Annotated in this window: 38 protein-coding genes (1 of these 38 running past the window's edge); 5 read left to right on the top strand and 33 right to left on the bottom strand. The window is 57.4% G+C overall.

From position 1 onward, the window contains the following. The 28 genes from rplQ to rpsJ form a co-directional block, all read right to left on the bottom strand. Nucleotides 1-329, bottom strand: the 5' portion of a protein-coding gene (rplQ, locus tag KI797_RS01170) for a 50S ribosomal protein L17 (RefSeq protein ID WP_005307999.1). It extends 55 nt beyond the left edge of the window; only the first 329 of its 384 coding nucleotides appear in the window; it begins with the start codon at nt 327-329; the stop codon falls past the left edge of the window. 43 nt (nt 330-372) lie between these two features. Beyond that, nucleotides 373-1,362, bottom strand: coding sequence for a DNA-directed RNA polymerase subunit alpha (locus KI797_RS01165; RefSeq protein ID WP_005307997.1), 990 nt, complete (start codon nt 1,360-1,362; stop codon nt 373-375). A 25-nt stretch (nt 1,363-1,387) separates the two neighbouring features. Next, entirely contained in the window at nt 1,388-2,008 is a 621-nt protein-coding gene (gene rpsD / locus KI797_RS01160) for a 30S ribosomal protein S4 (RefSeq protein ID WP_010672568.1), read from the bottom strand. 39 nt (nt 2,009-2,047) lie between these two features. Continuing rightward, nucleotides 2,048-2,437, bottom strand: coding sequence for a 30S ribosomal protein S11 (gene rpsK / locus KI797_RS01155; RefSeq protein ID WP_005319702.1), 390 nt, complete (start codon nt 2,435-2,437; stop codon nt 2,048-2,050). 14 nt (nt 2,438-2,451) lie between these two features. Further along, nucleotides 2,452-2,808, bottom strand: coding sequence for a 30S ribosomal protein S13 (gene rpsM / locus KI797_RS01150; protein WP_125609091.1), 357 nt, complete (start codon nt 2,806-2,808; stop codon nt 2,452-2,454). Nucleotides 2,809-2,947: 139 nt separating this feature from the next. Further along, entirely contained in the window at nt 2,948-3,061 is a 114-nt protein-coding gene (gene rpmJ, locus KI797_RS01145) for a 50S ribosomal protein L36 (RefSeq protein ID WP_005319705.1), read from the bottom strand. Between the two features lie 27 nt (nt 3,062-3,088). Next, complete coding sequence (gene secY, locus KI797_RS01140; protein ID WP_042652867.1) at nt 3,089-4,417, bottom strand: preprotein translocase subunit SecY; 1,329 nt, start codon at nt 4,415-4,417, stop codon at nt 3,089-3,091. Nucleotides 4,418-4,425: 8 nt separating this feature from the next. Next, a complete protein-coding gene (gene rplO / locus KI797_RS01135) occupies nt 4,426-4,863 on the bottom strand; it encodes a 50S ribosomal protein L15 (protein ID WP_025325390.1) in 438 nt (145 codons plus the stop codon). A 2-nt stretch (nt 4,864-4,865) separates the two neighbouring features. Further along, on the bottom strand, nt 4,866-5,045 hold the full coding sequence (rpmD, locus tag KI797_RS01130) for a 50S ribosomal protein L30 (protein ID WP_005307985.1): 180 nt from the start codon (nt 5,043-5,045) through the stop codon (nt 4,866-4,868). A gap of 6 nt (nt 5,046-5,051) precedes the next feature. Then, on the bottom strand, nt 5,052-5,552 hold the full coding sequence (gene rpsE, locus KI797_RS01125) for a 30S ribosomal protein S5 (protein WP_005340605.1): 501 nt from the start codon (nt 5,550-5,552) through the stop codon (nt 5,052-5,054). 14 nt (nt 5,553-5,566) lie between these two features. Further along, nucleotides 5,567-5,920: a 50S ribosomal protein L18 gene (gene rplR / locus KI797_RS01120; protein WP_033130012.1), complete on the bottom strand. Its 354-nt coding sequence runs from the start codon at nt 5,918-5,920 to the stop codon at nt 5,567-5,569. 9 nt (nt 5,921-5,929) lie between these two features. Beyond that, nucleotides 5,930-6,463, bottom strand: a complete 534-nt coding sequence (gene rplF / locus KI797_RS01115) for a 50S ribosomal protein L6 (RefSeq protein WP_025325388.1) — start codon at nt 6,461-6,463, stop codon at nt 5,930-5,932. A 13-nt stretch (nt 6,464-6,476) separates the two neighbouring features. After that, a complete protein-coding gene (rpsH, locus tag KI797_RS01110) occupies nt 6,477-6,869 on the bottom strand; it encodes a 30S ribosomal protein S8 (RefSeq protein WP_005307980.1) in 393 nt (130 codons plus the stop codon). A 19-nt stretch (nt 6,870-6,888) separates the two neighbouring features. Beyond that, nucleotides 6,889-7,194 (bottom strand): 30S ribosomal protein S14, encoded by a 306-nt coding sequence (rpsN, locus tag KI797_RS01105; RefSeq protein WP_005331161.1) that lies wholly within the window; start codon nt 7,192-7,194, stop codon nt 6,889-6,891. A 10-nt stretch (nt 7,195-7,204) separates the two neighbouring features. Next, on the bottom strand, nt 7,205-7,744 hold the full coding sequence (gene rplE / locus KI797_RS01100) for a 50S ribosomal protein L5 (RefSeq protein WP_005331162.1): 540 nt from the start codon (nt 7,742-7,744) through the stop codon (nt 7,205-7,207). A gap of 13 nt (nt 7,745-7,757) precedes the next feature. Beyond that, complete coding sequence (gene rplX, locus KI797_RS01095; protein WP_025325387.1) at nt 7,758-8,075, bottom strand: 50S ribosomal protein L24; 318 nt, start codon at nt 8,073-8,075, stop codon at nt 7,758-7,760. A gap of 11 nt (nt 8,076-8,086) precedes the next feature. After that, a complete protein-coding gene (gene rplN, locus KI797_RS01090) occupies nt 8,087-8,455 on the bottom strand; it encodes a 50S ribosomal protein L14 (RefSeq protein ID WP_005307975.1) in 369 nt (122 codons plus the stop codon). 148 nt (nt 8,456-8,603) lie between these two features. Beyond that, complete coding sequence (rpsQ, locus tag KI797_RS01085; RefSeq protein ID WP_005307966.1) at nt 8,604-8,852, bottom strand: 30S ribosomal protein S17; 249 nt, start codon at nt 8,850-8,852, stop codon at nt 8,604-8,606. Continuing rightward, nucleotides 8,852-9,043: a 50S ribosomal protein L29 gene (gene rpmC, locus KI797_RS01080; protein WP_005307965.1), complete on the bottom strand. Its 192-nt coding sequence runs from the start codon at nt 9,041-9,043 to the stop codon at nt 8,852-8,854. The genes rpsQ and rpmC overlap by 1 nt, the downstream gene beginning before the upstream one ends. After that, nucleotides 9,043-9,456, bottom strand: coding sequence for a 50S ribosomal protein L16 (rplP, locus tag KI797_RS01075; RefSeq protein WP_005307963.1), 414 nt, complete (start codon nt 9,454-9,456; stop codon nt 9,043-9,045). The genes rpmC and rplP overlap by 1 nt, the downstream gene beginning before the upstream one ends. 13 nt (nt 9,457-9,469) lie before the next feature. Further along, entirely contained in the window at nt 9,470-10,183 is a 714-nt protein-coding gene (gene rpsC, locus KI797_RS01070) for a 30S ribosomal protein S3 (RefSeq protein ID WP_005331168.1), read from the bottom strand. Nucleotides 10,184-10,186: 3 nt separating this feature from the next. Next, nucleotides 10,187-10,531 (bottom strand): 50S ribosomal protein L22, encoded by a 345-nt coding sequence (gene rplV, locus KI797_RS01065; RefSeq protein WP_005319741.1) that lies wholly within the window; start codon nt 10,529-10,531, stop codon nt 10,187-10,189. Between the two features lie 10 nt (nt 10,532-10,541). Further along, nucleotides 10,542-10,820 (bottom strand): 30S ribosomal protein S19, encoded by a 279-nt coding sequence (rpsS, locus tag KI797_RS01060; protein WP_005307960.1) that lies wholly within the window; start codon nt 10,818-10,820, stop codon nt 10,542-10,544. A 22-nt stretch (nt 10,821-10,842) separates the two neighbouring features. Continuing rightward, entirely contained in the window at nt 10,843-11,664 is an 822-nt protein-coding gene (gene rplB, locus KI797_RS01055; protein ID WP_005331177.1) for a 50S ribosomal protein L2, read from the bottom strand. A gap of 15 nt (nt 11,665-11,679) precedes the next feature. Continuing rightward, nucleotides 11,680-11,982, bottom strand: coding sequence for a 50S ribosomal protein L23 (gene rplW, locus KI797_RS01050; protein ID WP_005331199.1), 303 nt, complete (start codon nt 11,980-11,982; stop codon nt 11,680-11,682). Beyond that, on the bottom strand, nt 11,979-12,584 hold the full coding sequence (rplD, locus tag KI797_RS01045) for a 50S ribosomal protein L4 (RefSeq protein WP_025325386.1): 606 nt from the start codon (nt 12,582-12,584) through the stop codon (nt 11,979-11,981). The genes rplW and rplD overlap by 4 nt, the downstream gene beginning before the upstream one ends. 17 nt (nt 12,585-12,601) lie before the next feature. Continuing rightward, nucleotides 12,602-13,234 (bottom strand): 50S ribosomal protein L3, encoded by a 633-nt coding sequence (gene rplC, locus KI797_RS01040; protein ID WP_025325385.1) that lies wholly within the window; start codon nt 13,232-13,234, stop codon nt 12,602-12,604. Between the two features lie 22 nt (nt 13,235-13,256). Beyond that, nucleotides 13,257-13,568 (bottom strand): 30S ribosomal protein S10, encoded by a 312-nt coding sequence (gene rpsJ / locus KI797_RS01035; RefSeq protein WP_005307944.1) that lies wholly within the window; start codon nt 13,566-13,568, stop codon nt 13,257-13,259. A gap of 356 nt (nt 13,569-13,924) precedes the next feature. Between rpsJ and KI797_RS01030 the strand changes: the two genes are divergently transcribed. Further along, on the top strand, nt 13,925-14,839 hold the full coding sequence (locus tag KI797_RS01030) for a DMT family transporter (protein WP_161506797.1): 915 nt from the start codon (nt 13,925-13,927) through the stop codon (nt 14,837-14,839). 37 nt (nt 14,840-14,876) lie between these two features. On the opposite strand, the gene envZ is transcribed toward KI797_RS01030, so the two are convergent. Then, nucleotides 14,877-16,187 carry a two-component system sensor histidine kinase EnvZ gene (gene envZ / locus KI797_RS01025; protein ID WP_161506796.1) on the bottom strand — a complete coding sequence of 437 codons (1,311 nt, stop codon included), beginning with the start codon at nt 16,185-16,187 and terminating at the stop codon, nt 14,877-14,879. After that, nucleotides 16,184-16,903, bottom strand: a complete 720-nt coding sequence (gene ompR, locus KI797_RS01020) for an osmolarity response regulator transcription factor OmpR (protein WP_043133193.1) — start codon at nt 16,901-16,903, stop codon at nt 16,184-16,186. Before ompR ends, envZ begins: the two co-directional genes overlap by 4 nt. 225 nt (nt 16,904-17,128) lie before the next feature. Here ompR and greB point away from each other — a divergent pair, with 225 nt between their 5' ends. Both greB and KI797_RS01010 read left to right on the top strand, forming a co-directional pair. Beyond that, the gene (gene greB / locus KI797_RS01015) at nt 17,129-17,602 is read left to right on the top strand and encodes a transcription elongation factor GreB (protein WP_043133195.1); all 474 of its coding nucleotides are present in this window, start codon (nt 17,129-17,131) and stop codon (nt 17,600-17,602) included. 268 nt (nt 17,603-17,870) lie between these two features. Further along, complete coding sequence (locus KI797_RS01010) at nt 17,871-20,183, top strand: Tex family protein (RefSeq protein WP_226171077.1); 2,313 nt, start codon at nt 17,871-17,873, stop codon at nt 20,181-20,183. A gap of 86 nt (nt 20,184-20,269) precedes the next feature. Here the strand turns inward: KI797_RS01010 and KI797_RS01005 are convergent, their stop codons facing one another. From KI797_RS01005 to bioH, 3 genes are all read right to left on the bottom strand, one after another. Continuing rightward, complete coding sequence (locus KI797_RS01005; protein WP_226171074.1) at nt 20,270-21,025, bottom strand: putative metalloprotease CJM1_0395 family protein; 756 nt, start codon at nt 21,023-21,025, stop codon at nt 20,270-20,272. 1 nt (nt 21,026) lies between these two features. Beyond that, nucleotides 21,027-21,260, bottom strand: a complete 234-nt coding sequence (locus KI797_RS01000) for a flagellar hook protein FlgE (RefSeq protein ID WP_005328516.1) — start codon at nt 21,258-21,260, stop codon at nt 21,027-21,029. A gap of 71 nt (nt 21,261-21,331) precedes the next feature. After that, nucleotides 21,332-22,096 (bottom strand): pimeloyl-ACP methyl ester esterase BioH, encoded by a 765-nt coding sequence (bioH, locus tag KI797_RS00995; RefSeq protein WP_005328517.1) that lies wholly within the window; start codon nt 22,094-22,096, stop codon nt 21,332-21,334. Between the two features lie 38 nt (nt 22,097-22,134). Between bioH and KI797_RS00990 the strand changes: the two genes are divergently transcribed. Beyond that, on the top strand, nt 22,135-22,863 hold the full coding sequence (locus tag KI797_RS00990; protein WP_005328520.1) for a ComF family protein: 729 nt from the start codon (nt 22,135-22,137) through the stop codon (nt 22,861-22,863). 159 nt (nt 22,864-23,022) lie between these two features. Beyond that, nucleotides 23,023-23,601: a Fe-S biogenesis protein NfuA gene (gene nfuA / locus KI797_RS00985; protein WP_033129997.1), complete on the top strand. Its 579-nt coding sequence runs from the start codon at nt 23,023-23,025 to the stop codon at nt 23,599-23,601. Nucleotides 23,602-23,649 lie beyond the last annotated feature (48 nt).

Genomic DNA, 23,649 nt, shown 5'->3' with positions numbered 1-23,649 from the left:
ATAGGGGCGTTGTCGCCTGCACGGAAACCGCATTTCAGAATGCGAGTATAACCGCCGGCGCGCTCCAGGTAGCGCGGGCCCAGTTCATTGAACAGCTTAGCCACGATCGCGTTATCGCGAGTACGGGCAAATGCCAGGCGACGATTAGCAACGCTATCAGTCTTGGCAAGGGTGATCAGCGGTTCAACTACACGACGCAGCTCTTTTGCCTTAGGCAGAGTCGTCTTGATGATCTCATGACGAACCAGGGAGCTGGCCATGTTGCGGAACATAGCCTGACGATGGCTGCTGTTCCGGTTCAGTTGACGACCACTCAAACGATGGCGCATGACCTTATCCTTCTAACTAAATCTGTGAAACCCGTAATCTGGATTACTCGTCAGCGATGCTGGCGGGCGGCCAGTTCTCAAGGCGCATGCCAAGAGACAGACCACGGGAGGCCAACACGTCCTTGATCTCAGTCAGGGACTTCTTACCGAGGTTAGGAGTTTTAAGCAACTCAACTTCGGTACGCTGTACCAGATCACCAATATAGTGGATAGCTTCTGCCTTCAGACAGTTCGCTGAACGAACTGTCAGCTCCAAATCATCGACAGGACGCAGCAGAATCGGATCAAACTCGGGTTTCTCTTCTTTCTTCTCGGGCACGCTGACATCGCGCAGATCCACGAAGGCTTCCAGCTGTTCGGCCAAAATAGTGGCAGAACGGCGAATGGCTTCTTCCGGATCCAGAGTACCATTGGTCTCCATGTCGATAACCAGCTTGTCCAAGTCGGTGCGCTGTTCCACACGTGCCGCCTCAACATTGTAGGCGATGCGAACGATGGGGCTGAACGCGGAGTCCAGCAGCAGGCGACCAATAGGACGCTCTTCATCATCGTTGTGAACACGAGCAGAAGCAGGCACATAACCACGACCGCGCTGAACTTTCAGACGCATGCTGATCTCAGCATTGGCGCCTGTCAGGTGGCAGATTACGTGCTCCGGGTTTACGATCTCGACTTCATCACCGTGAGTGATATCACCAGCGGTAACGGGGCCTGTTCCAGACTTGGTCAGGGACAGAGTTACCTCGTCCTTGCCTTCCAGCTTCACAGCGATACCTTTCAGGTTGAGCAGGATTTCAAGAATGTCTTCCTGTACACCTTCTTTGCTGCTGTACTCGTGCAGTACTCCGTCGATCTCGACTTCAGTAACTGCACAACCGGGCATAGATGACAGCAAAATACGACGCAGGGCATTACCCAGCGTGTGACCAAAGCCACGCTCAAGCGGCTCGAGAGTCACTTTCGCGTGAGTCGGGCTAACTTGCTCGATGTCAACTAGCCGCGGTTTAAGAAAATCTGTTACAGAACCCAGCATTGTGTCCTCTCTTTAGAAGCTAGCTTTACTTGGAGTAAAGCTCGACGATCAGCTGTTCGTTAATGTCGGCAGACAGGTCGGAACGCTCTGGCAGGCGCTTGAAGGCACCTTCCATCTTAGCAGCGTCAACCTCTACCCAAGTCGGCTTCTCGCGCTGACCAGCAACTTCCAGGGAAGCTTTGATACGCGCTTGCTTCTTAGCCTTCTCGCGAACGCAGATCACGTCCTCAGGGGATACCTGGAAAGAAGGAACATTCACAACGCGGCCGTTTACCATGATGGCTTTGTGGCTCACCAGCTGACGAGACTCAGCACGAGTGGCGCCGAAGCCCATGCGGTAGACGACGTTGTCCAGACGACCTTCCAGCAGCTGCAACAGGTTTTCACCGGTGTTACCCTTTTGACGGGCAGCGTCGCGGTAGTAGTTGCGGAACTGTTTTTCCAATACGCCGTAGATACGACGTACTTTTTGTTTCTCGCGCAGTTGCACACCGTAGTCAGACAGACGCGCTTTACGCGCACCATGTTGACCAGGAACGGTGTCAATCTTGCACTTAGAATCAATCGCACGAACACCAGACTTCAGGAAGAGGTCGGTGCCCTCACGACGGCTAAGCTTAAGCTTAGGACCGATATATCTTGCCATCTTCTTTCTCCAACAATCCTAGACCAAGTAGCTACAGCGTTATACGCGGCGCTTCTTGGGAGGACGACAACCGTTGTGCGGGATCGGAGTCACATCAGTAATATTAGTGATGCGGAAACCAGCCGCGTTCAGAGCGCGGATGGAAGACTCACGACCGGGACCCGGACCTTTGACCATGACTTCCAGGTTCTTCACGCCGTATTCTTTGGCGATCTCACCAGCGCGCTCAGCAGCTACCTGGGCAGCAAACGGAGTGGACTTACGGGAACCACGGAAACCGGAACCACCAGAGGTAGCCCAAGACAGAGCATTGCCCTGACGGTCAGTAATGGTCACGATTGTGTTGTTGAAAGATGCATGAACGTGCGCAATACCGTCGCTCACTTGCTTTTTAACGCGCTTGCGAGCACGAGTCGGAGTTTTAGCCATTTTCTACCTTCCCGTTACTTCTTGATAGCCTTGCGCGGACCCTTACGGGTACGAGCGTTGGTCTTGGTACGTTGACCACGAACAGGCAGGCTACGACGGTGACGCAAACCACGGTAGCAACCCAGATCCATCAATCGCTTGATGTTCATGGAAATCTGACGACGCAGGTCACCTTCAACGGTGAATTTACCTACTTGTTCACGCAGACTCTCGATCTGAGTTTCGTCCAGGTCTTTAATTTTCACATTCTCAGCGATACCGGCTGCGGCACAGATGGCCTTGGAGCGGGTACGACCGACGCCATAAATCGCAGTCAACGCAATGACTGCATGCTTATGGTCAGGAATGTTAATGCCAGCGATACGGGCCACTATTCACTCCTACATATAGTAGATAACGACCACCACAAAGCCCGTGAGCGGATACGTGGCGGTCAACCAATACACAACAAAAGTTGGCTGGCTATATTAGCCAGCACAACTATTTGTTGCAAGTACTAACCGTAAAAAATTAGCCTTGGCGCTGTTTATGCTTTGGCTCGCTGCAAATCACACGCACCACACCGTGACGCTTGATGATTTTGCAGTTACGGCAGATTGCCTTAACGGAAGCACGAACTTTCATTGCTTAACTCCGTAACTACGCCGACCTTTAGCGGCCGTAGCCCTTCAGGTTGGCCTTCCTCAGGACGTCGCCATATTGATGAGACATCATATGGGTCTGAACCTGAGCCATGAAGTCCATGATAACTACCACGATAATCAGCAGCGAAGTGCCACCGAAGTAGAACTGTACGTTCCAGGCAGTCATCAAGAACTGGGGTACCAGACAGATAAAGGTTATATAGAGCGCACCTGCCAATGTCAGGCGAGTCATAACCTTATCGATGTAACGTGCTGTCTGCTCGCCCGGGCGAATCCCCGGGATAAAGGCTCCACTCTTCTTCAGATTATCTGCTGTCTCGCGGGGGTTGAACACCAGCGCGGTATAGAAGAAGCAGAAGAAGATAATGGCTGCTGCATAGAGCATCTCATACAAGGGTTGACCCGGCTGCAGGACCATAGAGACCTGTTGCAGGACATCAGCCACCTTGCCCTCGCCCTGACCAAACCAAGAGGTAATGGTCCCTGGGAAGAGGATGATGCTGGATGCGAAAATCGCAGGAATCACACCGGCCATATTCACTTTCAACGGCAGGTGTGTGCTTTGCGCGGCGAATACCTGGCGACCTTGTTGACGCTTGGCATAGTTAACGACGATACGACGCTGACCACGCTCCACGAACACCACAAAGTAAGTCACTGCGAAAACAATCAAGCCCAGCAACAACAACAGCAGGATGTGCAATTCCCCTTGACGTGCCTGTTCGGCCGTAGCGCCAATGGCATGAGGCAGACCAGCAACGATACCCGTGAAAATAATCAGCGAGATACCATTACCAATCCCACGCTCGGTAATCTGTTCACCCAACCACATCAAGAACATGGTACCGGTGACCAGACTCACAACGGCTGTGAAATAGAAGCCCAAACCCGGATGAGTCACGAGTCCTTGCATCATATTCGGCAGACCGGTTGCAATACCAATGGCCTGGAACGTTCCCAAAACCAGCGTGCCCCAACGGGTATATTGGCTAATCTTGCGACGGCCGGATTCACCCTCTTTCTTGAGTTCAGCAAGAGCAGGATGAACCACAGTCAGCAGCTGGATAATGATCGACGCCGAAATGTACGGCATGATCCCCAGCGCAAGAATAGAAGCACGCGAGAGTGCACCACCACTGAACATGTTGAACATCTCAATGATGGTGCCCTTCTGTTGTTGGAACAACTCGGCCAGTACGGCGGCGTCAATACCAGGAATCGGCACATAAGAGCCTGCGCGGAACACGATAATTGCCCCGAGAACGAAGAGCAGACGGCTCTTCAGTTCACTCAGACCACCTTGTGCTTTAACATCCAATCCTGGTTTCTTAGCCATTGTACTGATTATTCCTCGATTTTACCGCCAGCGGCCTCGATGGCTGCACGTGCACCTTTGGTGACGGACAGACCACGAACGGTCACAGCACGGTCAATGTTGCCAGACAGAACAACTTTAGCGAAAACGATGTTCTTGGTAACAACACCGGCTTGCTTCAGAGTGCTCAAATCGACCACATCACCTTCTACCAGGGCGATTTCGTTCAAGCGCACTTCGGCAGAAACCAAAGATTTGCGAGAGAAGAAACCGAACTTCGGCAGACGGATTTTCAAAGGCATCTGGCCACCCTCGAAACCGTTGCGGACTTTACCGCCACCGGAACGAGAAGTTTGACCTTTCACACCACGACCACCGGTCTTGCCCAGACCAGAACCGATACCACGGCCCGGACGGTGCTTAACACGCTTGGAACCAGCGGCCGGAGACAGAGTATTCAGACGCATGCTTAGCCCTCCACCTTAACCATGTAATAAACCTGGTTGATCATACCGCGTACGCAGGGAGTATCTTCCAGCTCAACGGTGTGACCAATGCGACGCAGACCCAGACCACGCAGAGTCGCCTTGTGCTTTGGCAGACGGCCGATAGAGCTGCGAGTTTGAGTTACTTTTACAGTGTTAGCCATGTCGCATTACCCCAGAATTTCTTCAACGCGCAGACCACGCTTGGCAGCGATCTGTTCCGGTGATTGACCGTGAACCAGAGCGTCTACAGTTGCGCGAACAACGTTGATTGGGTTGGTGGAACCGTAGGTCTTGGCCAGCACGTTGTGGATACCGGCAACTTCCAGTACGGCACGCATGGCGCCGCCTGCAATGATACCAGTACCTTGTGAGGCCGGCTTCATGAACACGGTGGAACCGGAGTGAACACCGCGCACCGGGTGGTGCAGAGTGCCATTGTTCAGTTCAACCTTGTTCAGGTTACGCTTAGCCTGTTCCATCGCTTTTTGAATAGCGGCTGGAACTTCACGGGCCTTACCGTAACCGTAACCTACACGGCCGTTACCATCACCCACCACGGTCAACGCGGTGAAGGACATGATACGACCACCTTTAACAGTTTTCGAAACACGGTTTACTGCAATCAGCTTTTCTTGCAGTTCGCCGGCTTGAGATTCGACTTTAGCCATCTTCGACTCCTAGCTTAGAACTGAAGACCAGCGTCACGAGCAGCGGTAGCCAGAGCGGCTACACGACCGTGATACTTGAAACCGGAACGATCGAAAGATACGTTCTGAACGCCTTTGGCAATAGCACGCTCAGCGATTGCTTTACCTACTGCGGTAGCTGCATCAGCATTACCGGTAGATTTGAGCGCTTCACTGATGGCTTTCTCTACTGTAGAAGCAGAGGCCAGAACTTCGGAACCGTTGGCTGCGATAACCTGCGCATAGATATGACGCGGGGTACGGTGAACAACCAGACGGGTAGCTCCCAGTTCCTGCATCTTTTTCCGAGCACGAGTAGCACGACGGAGACGAGCTGCTTTCTTGTCCATAGTGTTACCTTACTTCTTCTTAGCTTCTTTAGTACGCACTTGCTCGTTGGCATAGCGTACACCCTTGCCCTTGTAGGGCTCCGGAGCGCGGTAAGCACGGATATCGGCGGCGACTTGGCCAACCAGCTGCTTGTCCACACCACGCAGAATGATCTCTGTGGCGGACGGACATTCAGCGGTGACACCAGCCGGCAGCGCATGCTCAACCGGGTGAGAGAAGCCCAGAGCCAGCGCGACAGCATTGCCCTTGATGGAGGCTTTGTAGCCTACACCAACCAGCTGCAGCTTGCGCTCGAAGCCTTGGGTAACACCGATTACCATGTTGTTAGCCAATGCACGTGCAGTACCGGCCTGAGCGTCAGCACCAGCGATGCCGTCGCGCGGGGCGAACTTCAGTACATTGTCTTCTTTGGTCACTTCTACACCGGCGTGGATGGAACGAACCAGAGAACCTTTACCACCTTTGATGGACAGTTCCTGACCGTTCAGAGTCACCTCTACGCCAGCAGGAATAGTGACGGGTGCCTTAGCAACGCGAGACATTTCCGACCTCCTATTAAGCGACGTAGCAGATGATCTCACCACCCATGCTTGCCTTGCGGGCAGCACGGTCGGTCATCACACCTTTAGACGTGGACACGATAGCAACACCGAGACCGCCCATGACTTTCGGCAGATCAGTAGTGCGCTTGTAAATACGCAGGCCGGGACGGCTCACGCGTTGGATCAGTTCTACAACCGGCTTGCCCTGGAAATATTTCAGTTCAATTTCCAGTTCCGGCTTCACATCACCTGCTACGGAGTAGCCAGCGATGTAACCTTCTTCCTTCAGCACTTTGGCAATAGCCACTTTCAGCTTGGAAGAAGGCATGGAAACCGCAACTTTGCTCGCCGCCTGACCGTTACGGATGCGGGTCAGCATATCCGCGATCGGATCTTGCATGCTCATAGTCTAACTCCCGAGATTCTTACCAAGAGGCCTTTTTGAGGCCCGGAATTTCGCCCTTCATGGCATGCTCACGCACCTTGATGCGAGAGAGGCCAAACTTCCGCAGGAAACCGTGCGGACGACCAGTGATGTTGCAACGGTTACGCTGGCGGGACGGACTGGAATCACGGGGCAGCTGTTGCAGTTGCAAGACAGCATCCCAACGCGCTTCTTCAGAAGCGTTCATATCAACGATGATAGCTTTCAGCTCGGTACGCTTGGTCGCGAACTTGGCTGCCAGCTTCGCACGCTTTGCTTCACGTGCTTTCATGGATGTTTTAGCCATAACCCTAACCTTACTTGCGGAATGGGAAGTTAAAGGCAGCCAGCAGAGCACGGCCTTCTTCGTCGGTATTCGCGGAAGTGGTGATGGTGATATCCAGACCACGGACGCGATCGACCTTGTCATAGTCGATTTCCGGGAAGATGATTTGCTCACGCACGCCCATGGAGTAGTTACCACGGCCATCGAACGCCTTGGCGTTCAGACCACGGAAGTCACGGATACGCGGTACGGAGATGCAAATCAGCCGTTCCAGGAACTCCCACATACGCTCGCCACGCAGGGTTACTTTACAACCTATCGGGTAGCCTTCACGAATCTTGAAGCCCGCAACAGATTTGCGTGCTTTGGTGATCAGCGGTTTCTGACCGGAAATGGCAGCCATATCGGCAGCAGCATTTTCCAGCAACTTCTTGTCAGAGATCGCTTCACCAACACCCATGTTCAGGGTGATTTTCTCGATCCGAGGGACTTGCATGATAGTCTTGTAACCGAACTGCTTGGACAGTTCATTTACTACATCGGATTTGTAGTAATCATGCAGTTTCGCCATCGTTAAACTCCAATTACTTCACAAGTTCGCCGGTGGATTTGAAGAAACGGACTTTCTTGCCGTCTTCAATCCGGAAACCAACGCGGTCAGCCTTGCCAGTGGCAGAGTTGAACAGCGCGATGTTAGATACATCGATGGGGGCTTCTTTGGTGACGATACCGCCAGCCTGACCCAATGCGGGTACCGGCTTCTGGTGTTTCTTCACCTGGTTGATGCCTTCCACGATTACCTTACCTTTTGCAATCAGGACTTGAGTGACTTTGCCACGCTTGCCCTTGTCTTTGCCGGTAAGAACAATTACTTCGTCTTCGCGACGGATTTTAGCTGCCATCGTTCGACTCCTTACAGTACTTCGGGTGCCAGGGACACAATCTTCATGAACTTCTCATTACGGAGTTCACGGGTCACCGGGCCAAAAATACGAGTACCGATTGGCTGTTGGTTGTTGTTAAGCAACACAGCCGCATTGTTGTCGAAACGGATGACTGAGCCGTCCGGACGACGAACGCCTTTACGGGTGCGTACGACCACCGCGTTATACACATCACCTTTCTTCACTTTACCGCGAGGAATGGCTTCCTTGATGGAAACCTTGATGATGTCGCCGATGCCGGCATAACGGCGGTGCGAACCACCCAGAACCTTAATACACATTACACTGCGAGCGCCGGAGTTGTCGGCAACACCCAGCATACTTTGCATCTGGATCATCTTAGTGCTCCGCTTTGTTTACTTCTTATCCCTGATGGGATCTGGCTGCCTTCAAAAGGCGCGAAACTATAACACAGGTATTTTTGAAAAGGTAGCCTAAAAAACAAACGGCCCCGATGGGGGGCCGTTTGGGCTAAAAAGTACCGAATTAGGCCTTTTCTACGACAGCAACCAGGGTCCAGGACTTGGTCTTGGACAGCGGGCGGCATTCGCGGATTTCCACGAGATCGCCAGCTTTACACTCGTTGTTCTCGTCATGTACGTGCAGCTTGGTAGTGCGCTTGATGATCTTACCGTAGATCGGGTGCTTTACCTTGCGCTCGATAGCGACGGTGATGGACTTGTCCATCTTGTCGCTAATTACACGACCTTGCAGAGTACGGATCTTGTCAGTCATTACGCACCTGCCTTCTCAGTCAGTACAGTCTTGATACGTGCGACGTCACGACGCACTTGTTTCAGAGTGTGAGTCTGAGCCAGTTGGCCGGTGGAAGCTTGCATGCGCATGTTGAATTGCTCACGCAGCAGACCCAGCAGCTCCTGGTTCAGTTCTTCGACGCTCTTTTGACGCAGATCTTGGGCTTTCATCACATCACCGTCTTAATTACGAAAGTGGTCTGAACAGACAGCTTAGCTGCGGCCAGGGCAAACGCTTCACGCGCCAGAGCCTCAGGTACACCATCCATCTCGTACAGAACCTTGCCAGGCTGGATCGGGCAGACCCAATATTCCACGTTACCCTTACCTTTACCCATACGAACTTCGAGGGGCTTTTCGGTGATGGGCTTGTCCGGGAACACACGGATCCAGATCTTACCTTGACGCTTTACGTGACGGGTCATGGCACGACGGGCTGCTTCGATTTGACGAGCAGTCAGTTGACCACGAGATGTCGCCTTCAGGCCAAAGGTACCGAAGGATACTTCGTTACCAGAGTTGGCCAGACCGCGGTTACGACCCTTATGGGTCTTGCGGAATTTAGTACGCTTAGGTTGCAACATTTACCGAATCTCCTTACTTAGCAGCGCGGCGCTTGTTGTCACGCTTGGGCTTTGCAGGAGCTTGCTCTTGAGCAGCGGCAGCGTTAACAGCAGCCAGACCGCCCAGAACTTCGCCCTTGAAGATCCAAACTTTGACGCCGATCACACCGTAAGTGGTGTGGGCTTCAGAAGTTGCGTAGTCGATGTCGGCACGCAGGGTGTGCAAAGGCACACGACCTTCACGGTACCATTCGGTACGCGCGATTTCAGCGCCGCCCAGACGACCGGACACTTCTACTTTGATGCCCTTGGCACCCAGGCGCATGGCGTTCTGTACGGCGCGCTTCATAGCGCGACGGAACATTACGCGACGTTCCAGCTGAGAAGTGATGCTGTCGGCAACGAGTTTGCCATCCAGCTCCGGCTTGCGGACTTCGGAAATGTTGATCTGAGCAGGCACGCCAGCAATAGCGGCTACGGCTTTGCGCAGTTTCTCAACGTCTTCGCCTTTCTTGCCAATCACGACACCCGGACGAGCGGTGTGAATGGTCACACGGATGCTCTTGGCCGGACGCTCGATGGTGATCTTGGACAAGGAAGCGTTTTTCAGCTCCTTGGTCAGGAACTGGCGTACTTGGAAATCGCTGTACAGGTTGTCAGCGAAGTCTTTGGTGTTCGCGAACCAGGTAGAATTCCAAGGCTTGGTAATACCCAGGCGAATGCCATTAGGATGTACTTTCTGACCCATTGCTTATCTCCCAGCCTTAGCGTCGGATACCACTACAGTGATGTGAGCGGTACGCTTGAGGATACGATCCGCGCGACCTTTGGCACGCGGGCGGATGCGCTTCATGGAGGGACCTTCGTCTACCATGATGGTGGCAACACGCAGGGCGTCGATGTCGGCGCCTTCGTTGTGCTCAGCGTTTGCAATGGCAGATTCCAGCACTTTCTTCACCAGAACTGCAGCCTTTTTCGGGCTGAAGGTCAGGATGTTCAGAGCCTTGTCTACGGACAGACCACGTACTTGATCGGCTACCAGACGAGCTTTCTGGGCAGAAGTACGGGCATAACGGTGTTTAGCGATAGCTTCCATCATTTATCCCTTAGCGCTTCTTAGCCTTCTTATCAGCAGCATGGCCGCGATAAGTACGAGTCGGTGCGAATTCACCCAGTTTGTGACCGATCATTTCTTCGGTAACGAAAACCGGAACGTGCTGACGACCATTATGGACAGCGATGGTCAAACCGATCATGTTCGGGATGATCATTGAACGACGGGACCAGGTCTTAACCGGCTTTTTATCCCCGCTTTCCACCGCTTTCTCTACCTTCTTCAGCAAGTGCAGGTCAATAAATGGACCCTTCTTGAGAGAACGTGGCATGGTGATTCCTCTATGTTAACAATTACTTGTTACGACGACGTACGATGTACTTGTCGGTACGCTTGTTCTTACGGGTCTTGAAGCCCTTAGCCTTCTGGCCCCATGGGGACACAGGCTGCATGCCCTTGTTACGACCCTCACCACCACCGTGCGGGTGATCAACCGGGTTCATCGCCATACCGCGAACGGTCGGACGAATACCACGCCAGCGGTTTGCACCGGCTTTACCCAGTTGACGCAGCATGTGCTCGGAGTTACCCACTTCACCAATGGTGGCGCGGCATTCGGCCAGAACTTTACGTACTTCGCCGGAACGCAGACGCAGAGTTACATAGTTACCTTCACGAGCCAGAATCTGGATGAAAGTACCAGCGGAACGAGCCAGCTGAGCACCTTTACCAGGCTTCATTTCTACGGCGTGAACGGTAGAACCAACCGGGATGTTACGCATCGGCAGGGAGTTACCTACCTTGATCGCAGCATCAGCACCAGAAGCGATAGCATCACCTGCTTTCAGGCCTTTCGGAGCCAGGATGTAACGACGCTCACCGTCTGCATACAGCACCAGGGCGATGTTTGCGGTACGGTTAGGATCGTATTCCAGACGCTCTACTTTGGCCGGAATGCCGTCTTTGTCGCGTTTGAAGTCGACGATACGGTAGTGTTGCTTGTGACCACCACCGATATGACGGGTAGTGATACGGCCGTTGTTGTTACGACCACCGGACTTGCTTTTGCTGTCCAGCAGAGCGGCGAAGGGCTTGCCCTTGTACAGCTCTTGGTTGACGATCTTGACGACGTGGCGGCGGCCCGGAGAAGTAGGCTTGCACTTAACGATTGCCATTTTTGAGAACTCCTCTTACTCGGCTGCGCCCATGAAGTCGATGTCCTGACCAGCTTTCAGGGTCACATAAGCCTTTTTCCAATCGGAACGACGGCCTACACGCGCACCTGAGCGCTTGGTCTTACCCTTCATGTTCAGGGTACGGACGGTCTCAACTTCGACCTCGAACAGTTTCGCAACTGCAGCTTTGACTTCCGCCTTGGTGGCATCAACAGCAACTTTGAACACGATAGTGTTCTGCTTTTCTGCGACCATGGTGCTCTTTTCAGAGATGTGCGGAGCCTTCAGAACTTTCAACAGACGTTCTTCGCGGATCATGCCAGCATCTCCTCGATTTGCTTAACTGCGTCAGCAGTCATCAGAATCTTGTCGAAAGCGATCAGGCTGACCGGGTCGATACCGGCAACATCACGCACGTCGACCTTGTACAGGTTGCGAGCAGCCAGGAACAGGTTCTCATCGACTTCAGCAGTCACGATCAGAACGTCAGTCAGTTCCATTTCTTTCAGCTTGGCGATCAGTTCTTTGGTCTTCGGCGCTTCGATGCCGAATTTCTCGACAACGATCAGGCGCTCTTGACGTACCAGCTCGGACAGGATGCTACGGATAGCGCCGCGGTACATCTTCTTGTTTACTTTCTGGCTGTGATCTTGCGGCTTAGCAGCAAAGGTCACACCACCGGAACGCCAGATGGGCGAACGGATGGAGCCAGCACGGGCACGACCAGTACCCTTCTGACGCCACGGCTTTTTGCCGCCACCAGACACTTCAGAGCGAGTCAGCTGCGCACGAGTACCCTGACGGGCACCAGCGGCATATGCAACGACGACCTGGTGAACCAGAGCTTCGTTGAATTCGCGCCCGAAGGTAGTCTCGGAAACTTCAAGAGCGCTCTTGGCGTCTTTCATTACCAATTCCATTACTATCTCCTCAGACGTTACGCTTTGACGGCAGGTTTGACGATCACGTTGCCGTTGGTTGCACCCGGTACTGCGCCTTTGATGAGCAGCAGGTTGCGTTCAGCGTCAACACGAACCAGTTCCAGGTTCTGAGTCGTTACACGCTCAGCACCCATGTGACCAGCCATCTTTTTGCCCTTGAATACACGGCCCGGGGTCTGGTTTTGACCGATGGAGCCAGGTACACGGTGGGACAGGGAGTTACCGTGGGTCATATCCTGGGTGCGGAAGTTGTGGCGCTTTACAGTGCCCGCAAAACCTTTACCCTTGGATGTGCCGGTAACGTCTACCATCTTAACGTCAGCGAGAAGATCTACTTTCAGCTCGCTACCAACAGTGAAAGTTTCACCGTTGTTCAGGCGGAATTCCCACAGACCGCGACCGGCTTCTACACCAGCTTTGGCGAAGTGGCCAGCTTCCGGCTTGGTCACACGGCTGGCTTTTTTGGCGCCAGTGGTAACCTGAATAGCGTTGTAGCCGTCGGTTTCTACAGATTTGACCTGAGTTACACGGTTAGCTTCAACTTCGATAACAGTCACCGGGATAGAAACGCCATCTTCAGTGAAGATGCGAGTCATACCCACTTTGCGACCTACAAGACCGATTGTCATTGTTATCAACCTCTTTCCGTAATTAACCCAGGCTGATCTGGACGTCTACACCAGCTGCCAGATCCAGACGCATCAGGGCGTCTACGGTCTTGTCAGTCGGCTCAACGATGTCTACCAGACGCTTGTGAGTGCGGATCTCGTACTGATCACGCGCATCTTTGTTGACGTGCGGGGAGATCAGGACGGTGAAGCGCTCTTTGCGAGTCGGCAGCGGAATAGGACCGCGAACCTGCGCGCCGGTGCGCTTTGCAGTTTCAACGATTTCCGCAGTGGATTGATCGATCAGGCGATGATCAAAAGCCTTCAGGCGGATACGGATTCTTTGGTTCTGCATTGACAGAGCTCCAATAGATAAAAGAACATAAATCAACACCGCCCGACCGAGATTACTCCCGCCAGAGGTGCGATTTTTCACGTTTCCCCCCATATCGGGAGGACTGTATGGCTGGCGACACGTAAACGGGAAGCTCAGCAAGCAGACATATCGTCTGGCATGCCTCATGGGCAAGCGGAGGGCATTATACGGATTTTTTCAATTCGCGCAAGAGAAGGCGGACAGATTGTGCGCAATTTTGTGTGGCGGATGGATCTCGCCGGCGATCGCTCCCCTGCCCGCTACAAGGCGGTAACGACAATGTTGCAAACAGGCTGATAGACTGCCCCCTTGCCTCAGTCAGCGGAACGACCCCGATGCTCAAGAATCAGAAGAAAGCCTATCAATACGGACTCTGCGCCGTCGCCCTCTGGTCGACGGTAGCCACCGCCTTCAAGATATCCCTCGCCTACTTCGAGCCTGTGCAGTTGCTGCTGGTCGCCGCCATCACCTCGACCCTGACCCTGGGGTCCATCGTTGCGATCCAGGGCAAGCTGCCACTGTTGTTGAGCTATCTCAGGGCCCGCCCCTTCTACTATCTGGCCCTGGGGGTGCTGAACCCCTTCCTCTATTACCTGCTGCTGTTCAAGGCCTATGATCTGCTGCCGGCGCAACAGGCCCAGACCCTCAACTACACCTGGGCCATCACCTTGAGCTTGCTAGCCGTCCCCTTCCTCGGCCAGAAACTGCGTCGCCGTGACGGTGTGGCCATCGTGCTTGGCTACTTCGGCGCCCTGGTGATCGCCACCAGGGGAGATGTGTTCGGCCTGCAGTTTGACAGCCCGCTCGGTGTGACGCTGGCCCTGGTCTCGACCCTCATCTGGGCAGGCTACTGGATCCTCAATACCCGCAATCAGGGGGACCCCATCGTCAGCCTGCTGCTCGGCTTCCTCATCAGCCTGCCATTCATCGTGGTGGCGACCTGGCTGCTCGCCGACTTTGCCATGACCGCCTGGCAGGGCTGGCTCGGTGCCATCTATGTGGGGCTGTTCGAGATGGGCTTCGGCTTCGTGCTCTGGCTGATGGCCCTGCGCCACGCCACCAACACGGCTCCCATCAGCAACCTTATCTTTATCTCGCCGTTTGCTTCGCTGGTGCTGCTCAATCTGTTGATCGGTGAGAGCATCCACCCCGCCACCCCCATAGGGTTGGCACTGATCGTCGCCGCCCTGCTGATCCAGCAACTCAAATACGGCAGGCGCTACCGCAAGACGGCCGAGCCACAAGCCTGACAATGCTGAAGGGCGCATCCACGGATGCGCCCTTCGTTCAATCCATCCACTCCAGCGGCTGGTGCTTGGGTAGCCGGATCTCCACCAGCAAGCCTCCCAGCTCGGAGCGGCCCAGCCTGATGGTGCCGTGGTGCTGGGATACTATCTTGGCGACTATGGCCAGCCCCAGGCCACTGCCACCGCCGGTACGTGCCACATTGCCCTGGGTAAAGGGCTTGAGCACCCGGGAGTAGTCCTGCTCCGCGATCCCGGGGCCATTGTCAGAGAGCCGCAGCCGGACCCAGTGACCATCGTCCTTCAGCTCGGCCTGCAGCCGGGTCGCGCCGTAACGCAGCGCATTGCCCGACAGGTTGTTGAGGATGCGACGGATGCTGATGGGATGGCAGGCCACCCGCACCGCCTGCTCCGGCAGTAGCAGCTCCACCTCCAGCCCCTGATCGGTCTGCATCAGCAACGCATCGTGGATGAGCTGGGTCAGGTCGATGGGATGGGCATCCAGTCCCTCGTTCGGGCGTATGTAGTCGATGAACTGATCTATGATGCCGTTCGACTCGTCGATGTCCGCATTGATGCTCTCCTTGAGATACTCATCCCCGGAGGACATCATCTCGGTCGCCAGCCGGATGCGGGTCAGGGGCGTGCGCAGATCATGGGAGACCCCGGCCATCATCAGGTTGCGCTCTTCGATAAGGCCCTTGATGGAGTGCGACATGTGGTTGAAGGTGCGGGTCAGGCGGCGCACCTCCCGCGAGCCGTGCTCTCCCAGAGCATCGGGGAACTGGCCCCGCGCCACGGCCACGGCCCCCGCCTCCAGATCTTCCAGCGGTCGCACCAGCTGGCGGGCAAAGCGCCATGCCGCAAACAGGGTCACCACCAGCAGCACGCTCATGTAGATGATGAGGGGCTCGATGTCGTCATCCTCGATCTCGGTCAGGGGGATGCGCACCCACATCTGGCTGGCCTGGGGTGGCTGGATCCAGATGATGTAGTGATCCTGAATCTCTACCCTCACCTTGGTCTTCCCCCCCAGCTCGCGGCTGATGCTCTCCTCCAGATAGGGGTAGGGTTTGGACTCCTTGAGTCCGTGCTGCTCCGCCTCGGTCTGGGTATAGATGTCACTGCCGGTCGCCACATAGACCAGTGCCTCGGCATCTTCGCTCAGCGCCAGCTGGTTGCTTTCAACCGGAAAGATGAGTTTGACCTGATTGGCCAGCAGATGACTGATCTGCTTGACGGTGGGCGCCAGCAGATAGTTGTAGAAGGTGGCGTAGGAGACAACCTGATAGACCACCAGCACGGCGGCCAGGAACCAGAGCATGCGGGAGAACATGCTACCCACTTTTTTCATTCCCCGTCACCGTCCGGCACGAAGACATAGCCCAGGCCCCACACCGTCTGCAGGTAACGGGGCTGGGCCGGATCCTGCTCCAGCAGGCGGCGCAGACGGGAGACCTGCACATCGATACTGCGCTCGGTGGCGGTGTATTCCCGGCCACGGGCCAGGTTCATCAGCTTGTCTCGGGAGAGCGGTTCGCGAGGGTGGCTCACCAGCACCTTGAGCACGGCGAACTCGCCGCTGGTCAGGGCCACCGGCTCGCCGTCCCGGCTCAACTCCCGGGTCGCCAGGTTGAGCTGATAGGCGCCAAAGCTCACCATCCTCTCGGCGGCGGACGGCGCACCGGGCAGCTCGACGGTATGGCGTCGCAACACGGCGCGGATCCGGGCCAGCAACTCACGGGGATTGAAGGGCTTGGGCAGGTAATCATCGGCCCCCATCTCCAGCCCGACGATACGATCCACTTCGTCCCCCTTGGCGGTGAGCATCAGCACCGGGATCTGGTTGCCGGCCTCGCGCAGACGGCGGCAGATGGATAGGCCGTCTTCCCCCGGCAACATCAGGTCGAGCACCATCAGGCTGAAATTCTCGCGGGTCAGCAAGCGATCAGCCTGCTCGCCATTGGCAACGCCCCGCACCACAAATCCCTGTTCGGTGAGGTAACGCTCCAGCAGGGAGCGTAGTTTCAGGTCGTCGTCGACCACCAGGACCTTGTATTGCTGACTCATTGCCACCTCTCTTCTCTGTCTCCTCCCAATACTAGGGCCCGCTCTGGCAACCACAAAGCATAAATATGTTACCGGTTATTACCCTTGGCCGGGGGTTCCCAGGGACAGGAAGGCTCCCAACGAGCCTCTCACCACGTGTTTCTGCTCGACAGTCAGACGACAATGGCTAAGATCCCGAGCAAGACGACGCAACCCGCCATCCAGGCAGCAGGGACTGATAAGCCCATGAAAACCAAACTCATCACCCGTGAAGGCTACAACCAGCTCCGGCAGGAACACGACACCCTGTGGCGCGAGGAGAGACCCGAGACCACCAAGAAGGTGGCCTGGGCGGCGAGCCTCGGGGATCGCAGCGAGAACGCCGACTACCAGTACAACAAGAAGCGGCTGCGGGAGATAGACCGCCGGGTCCGCTACCTGCGCAAGTGCCTGGAGGAGCTGACCATAGTCGATTACTCCCCCTCCCAGGAGGGCAAGGTGTTCTTCGGCGCCTGGGTCGAGGTGGAGAACGACGAGGGTGAGACCAAGCGTTTTCGCATCGTCGGCTATGACGAGATCTTCGGCCGCAAGGATTACATCTCCATCGACTCCCCCATGGCCCGCGCCCTGCTCAAGAAAGAGGTGGGGGACGAGGCCATGGTGCGAACGCCAGTGGGTGACGCCTGCTGGTACATCAATGAGATCAGCTATCCCAAGTAAGCCAGCGCTGGCCCAGGCTGCCAAATCGGCTGACGAGGCCAAGATGGACAGCATGCTCGGCCACAGGATGCGATTCGTGTCATTTTTGCCGGAGTGGCATCCCGCAGCCCGACCCCATATAGTGCTCACACCCGGCGCCTTGTGGCGCCAACCGGCCCGCGCGACAGTGGCCCGGCTGGTACCTTGAGTACCGCCGGGACAGACCCCCTGCCCGGCGACATCGCCTCGCGCCTGCCCGTTGACCAGGACCCGACCACAGAGACCACAGATGCACAGCCATGTAATTGAGAGACAGATTGCCGGTGAGCTGAATGCCCGCCCGGAACAGGTGCAGGCCGCCGTGCGCCTGCTGGATGAAGGCTCGACCGTTCCCTTCATCGCCCGTTATCGCAAGGAGGTGACCGGCGGTCTGGACGACAGTCAGTTGCGTACCCTGGAGAGCCGCCTCGGCTATCTGCGTGAACTGGAGGATCGCCGTCAGGTGATCATTCGCTCCATCGAGGAGCAGGGCAAGCTGACTCCTGAGCTGGCGCGCGAGCTGAAGGGTGCCGACAGCAAGACCCGGCTCGAAGACCTCTACCTCCCCTACAAGCCCAAGCGTCGCACCAAGGGGCAGATGGCCATCGAAGCCGGGCTGGAGCCGCTGGCCAACCTGCTGCTCACCGACCCCATGCAGGATCCGGAGCAAGCGGCGGCCCGCTTCCTCAATGCCGAACAGGGGATCACCGACAGCAAGGCGGCCCTCGACGGCGCCCGCTACATCCTGATGGAGCGCTTCGCCGAGCAGGCGGATCTCCTTGAGAAGCTGCGGGACTACCTGTGGCAGAACGCCACCCTGCGCGCCCGGGTGGTGGCGGGCAAGGAGCAGGAAGGGGCCAAGTTCAAGGACTACTTCGAGCACGACGAGCCGTTGCACAAGGCCCCCTCCCACCGGGTGCTGGCCATGCTGCGCGGGCGCAACGAGGGGATCCTCAATCTGGCGCTGGTCACAGGTGACGATGAGAGTGCCAGCCCCTGCGAAGGGATCATTGCCCACCACCTCAGGCTCAATCTGCAGAACCGCCCGGCGGACAAGTGGCTGCAGGGGGTGATGAGCTGGACCTGGAAGATCAAGCTGTCGCTCCAGATGGAGACCGAACTGATCGGCCGCATCCGCGAGTCGGCAGAGGACGAGGCGATCAAGGTGTTCGCCATGAACCTCAAGGATCTGCTGATGGCGGCTCCGGCCGGTATGCGCTGCACCATGGGGCTGGATCCTGGTATCCGCACCGGGGTCAAGGTCGCCGTGGTTGATGCCACCGGCAAGCTGGTCGATCACGCCACCATCTATCCGTTCGAACCGAAACGCCAGATTGATCAGAGCCTCAAGACCCTGAGCGAGCTGTGCCAGAAGCATAAGGTGGAGCTCATCAGCATAGGTAACGGCACCGCCTCCCGGGAAACCGACCGGCTGGTGAGCGATCTGTTCGAGCGCTACCCCGCCGCCAAGGCTCAGAAAATCGTGGTGAGCGAAGCGGGGGCCTCTGTCTATTCCGCCTCCGAGCTCGCCTCCCAGGAGTTCCCGGATCTCGACGTCTCGATCCGTGGCGCCGTCTCCATCGCCCGTCGCCTGCAGGACCCCCTGGCCGAGCTGGTCAAGATCGATCCCAAGAGCATCGGGGTGGGCCAGTATCAGCACGACGTCGGCCAGAGCCAGCTGGCCCGCCGACTGGATGCCGTGGTCGAGGATTGCGTGAACGCGGTCGGTGTGGATGTGAATACCGCCTCGGTCGCCCTGCTCAACCGGGTCTCCGGCCTCTCCCAGACGCTGGCCCAGAACATAGTCACCTACCGGGATGAGCACGGCGCTTTCAAGAGCCGCCAGCAGTTGCTAAAGGTGAGCCGGCTCGGCCCCAAGGCGTTCGAGCAGTGCGCCGGCTTCCTGCGCATTCGCGGCGGCAGCAATCCCCTCGACAGCTCGGCGGTGCACCCGGAGTCCTATCCGGTGGTGGAGCGGATCCTCGCCAAGCTGGAACAGACAGTGGAGAGCCTGCTCGGCAACAGCAGCCTGCTGCGCAGCCTGAAGCCGGCCGACTACACCGACGAGCAATTCGGCGTGCCCACAGTCACCGACATCATCGGCGAGCTGGACAAGCCGGGCCGCGACCCGCGCCCCGAGTTCAAGACCGCGACCTTCAAGGAGGGGGTTGAGCAGATCAGCGACCTGGTGCCCGAAATGGTACTGGAAGGGGTGGTCACCAATGTCACCAACTTCGGCGCCTTCGTCGACATCGGCGTCCATCAGGACGGCCTGGTGCACATCTCCTCCCTGACCAACCGTTTCGTCAAGGATCCCCGCGAGGTGGTCAAGGCGGGCGACATCGTCCGGGTCAAGGTGCTGGAGGTGGATGCACCGCGCAAGCGCATCAGCCTGACCATGCGCCTCGACGAGAAAGCGGGACAACCCGCCCGCAAGCCGACGGAATCCCGCCCATCGGGTACAAGCAGCGCCAGACCCAGGCAGGAGCCGAAACAGGGCGCCCCTGCCGGTGGTGCCATGGGCAACGCCTTCGCCGCCGCCCTCTCCAAGATGAAGAAGTGACGTTCCTGAATGACAAAAGCCCCGCGAGGGGCTTTTTACTGGGCGTCAGGCAGGCGACGGATTTTGAATCCACCGGATCCGGCCTCTCAGATGTCCTGGCTGAAGGTCTGACGAGGGGCGGGTCTGACGGCCTGCTGGTAGTGCTGGGCTATCACCTGATTGCGCCTGTCCATGTAGGCGCCAAGCGGCCCAATGGCAGCGCCTCTGGCGTCCATCAGCTCCTTGCGGGCCTGAGCTTCTTTGGCGGTGGCGGCGCGGGCCACGCTCAGATCCTGTGACGAGGGTTCCGCCGGTGCCAGGGCGGCGGCACGCACCTGCTGCATCTTGGCGAGTGTGGCAGCCGGATCGCCATGGACGACACCGATGTCGATGGCCACTTCACCCCCGGTGGCGTAACGCTTGCCATCCGGTCCCTGGGAAAACTGGTAGCTGGGGCTGCCCGCATGCTCGCCGCCTGCCATCTGGTGCGCCTGCTCGTGCTTGCGCACCTCGAGATCCCGCTCCACCAGCGCGGCCAGCTGGCGTTGCTGCCTCTGTTGCTCCTGCTGTTCGGGATCCTGCTGCTGCCTCCTCTGGCTATCCTCCCCCGTGGCCTCGACGAAGCGATGGGACGGGGTCGCCGGGCTGGCCTGTGCATTATCCCGGGTCGAAGCGGCGGGCGGATTGGCCTGGGTTGCTCTGGACTTCTCTTTCTGGGAAGCAACACCGGACTCGGCGTTGGACGCCTCGCTCTGGCGGCTGGGAGGCACCAGTTCTGCGCGGCGGTTATCAGTCTGCGCCGATTCCGTCTGCGGTTGCAGTTGATTCGGAATGATGGGCGGCAGGCTGACGTTGATGTTCATCTCACACCTTGATGTCGATCAGGGTACCCAGCATGTCACTAGCGGTCTGGATCACCTTGGCAGCGGCGCCGGCATGCAGCTCGGCCACCTTGAGATTCACCAGCTCGTCTGTCACCTGTACCTGATCACCCGCCGGGGTGTTGAGGCGGGCGAGCTGACCGGATGCCTGACCGGCCAGTTGCTCGGCCCGCTGGAATCCCTGTACGCCCGTGGTCATGGCAGAATCGATACGCATCGGCTCACTCCTTTCATGGTTGGCTAATTATCCACCACCTCGAGGCGTTATTGAAGCATGTCGCTCAAGGATCAGCCAATGAACTGTCGCAACAGGGTGATGAAAGGCTCTGGATGGGAGATGAAGGGGGCGTGGGAGGCCTTCTCCAGCACCAGGCTGCGGCTCGCGGGATAACGCTCGTCCAGCAGCGGTATGGCCGCCTTGGGCACCAGGGAGTCCAGCCTGCCATAGATGCGCAGCCAGGGCAGATCCAGACCGACCAGCTCATCCCGCAGATCCACGTCGGCCAGCAGGCCGAGACCCGCCTCCAGCGCGGCAAGCCGGGGAGCCGGACGCTCTGCCAGCCAGTGGCGCAACTGGCGAATGTCGTTTCTGGCATGCTCGCTGCCCATGGCCTGGATCGCCAGGAAGCGCTCTATGGTCTGCATGAAGTCCCCCGCCAGCATCTGGTTGAACCCAGCAAGCACCTTGGGGGCTATCCCGGGCCAGTCTTCGCGGGCCATGAAGCAAGGGGAGCTGGCGACAGTAATGAGGGAGTGGAGGCGCTCAGGTCGGGTCAGGGCCAGCTGGCTCGCCACCAGACCGCCGAGGGACCAGCCGAGCAGATGGCATTTTTCCGGCAGGACTGTGGCAACCTGCTCCGCCAGCCAAGGCAGGGTGTACTCACTCCCCTCGTGCAGAGGGCTGTTGCCAAACCCGGGCAAGTCCACCAGGTGCAGCCGATAGTGGGCCGCCAACTGCTGGGCAATACCGTGCCAAACAGCACCATTCATGCCCCAGCCATGCAACAACACCAGGTCCTGACCCTGGCCAAACCGCTCAACCGATACGCTCATCTAGACTCAAGATCCCTGTTCATCTGCTTGGAGCCTGCATGTTAAAGCGGCTGCTCGCCAAAGCAAGTCCGATCCTCGGCAGCCGGTCCGACTGGCTCGGCCTCTGCCTGCTCTGTCGCCAGCCCTGTGATGATCAGCCTCTGCTGTGTAGCTGGTGCCAGCAGTCCCTGCACCAGCCTTGCCGCAAATGCAGGCTGTGCGCGGCCCCCTTGCCAGAGCACCATGCAGGAAACGAGCTGCTGTGCGGACGCTGCCAGCGCAGGCCCCCGCCCTGGGAGCGGCTGCAGGTGATAGGCGACTATCAGCTCCCCTACTCCCTGCTCATTCCCCGACTGAAATACTCGGGCCAGATCCTGCTGGCGCCGTTGCTCGCCCAACTGCTGGCCGACCATCTGGAGGGAGACGATCCTCCCGAGGCCATCATCCCCGTTCCCCTGCACTGGTGGCGCCAGTGGTGGCGCGGCTTCAATCAGGCAGAAGAGATAGGAACCGCCCTCGGCGAGCTCACCGGCATCCCCTGCGACACCCGGCTGCTGCGCAGGATCAGGGCCACTCCGCAGCAAACCCGGCTCAGTGCCGGCCAGCGCCGGCGGAACCTGCGCGGCGCCTTCCAGATAGCGCCCCACCATTACCGTCACGTGGCCCTGCTCGACGACGTGGTCACCACGGGGGCCACCGCAGGTCAGCTCACCCGGTTGCTCCATGAGAGCGGCATCGCCAGGGTAGAGGTGTGGGCCATCTGCCGCACCCTGAGACACATCAAGTAGCCGGGACTGCAACGGGAACGATAGGCGGCGCCCTGCCACCTCGTCACGAGACAGTTACGCTCAAGGCCGGATGCCGTGACCATCGACACGCTACCCAAGCCCCGCCAAGCGAGTTATCATGAATACCCTAGTCGTACACTCAGGTTTATGAGGATAGTGATGATCAGCATTTCCGACACCGCCCAGGCCCACTTCCGCAAGTTGCTGGAAAAGCAGCCTGATGGCACCAACATCCGGGTGTTTGTGGTCAATCCGGGAACCCAGAATGCCGAGTGCGGCGTATCCTATTGCCCACCCGACGCGGTCGATCCGGAAGATCAACACCTGCCCTTCAGCGGCTTCGACTGCCTGGTCGATCCCCTGAGCGCCCCTTACCTGGTCGATGCCACCATCGATTTCGTTACCGATCAGATGGGCTCACAGCTCACCCTCAAGGCGCCAAACGCCAAGATGCGCAAGGTGGCCGACGATGCGCCCCTGGCCGACCGAATCGAGTATGTACTGATGTCTGAAGTGAACCCCATGCTGGCCGGTCACGGTGGCAAGGTGACCTTGATTGACATTACCGACGACAAGCTGGCGATTTTGCAGTTTGGTGGTGGTTGCAACGGCTGTTCTCAGGTGGATTACACCCTGAAAGAGGGGATCGAGAAGCAGCTGCTGGAGAAATTCCCGGGCGAGCTCAACGGCGTGAAGGATGCCACCGAGCACCAGCGTGGCGATCACTCCTACTACTGATTTGTTGCCATTTCGGCGCAAAGAAAAGGCCCCGCCAGCTGGCGGGGC

This window comes from Aeromonas media, assembly GCF_020423125.1.
GTDB classification, from domain to species: domain Bacteria; phylum Pseudomonadota; class Gammaproteobacteria; order Enterobacterales; family Aeromonadaceae; genus Aeromonas; species Aeromonas media.
This window is presented reverse-complemented; position numbering and strand designations above follow the sequence as displayed.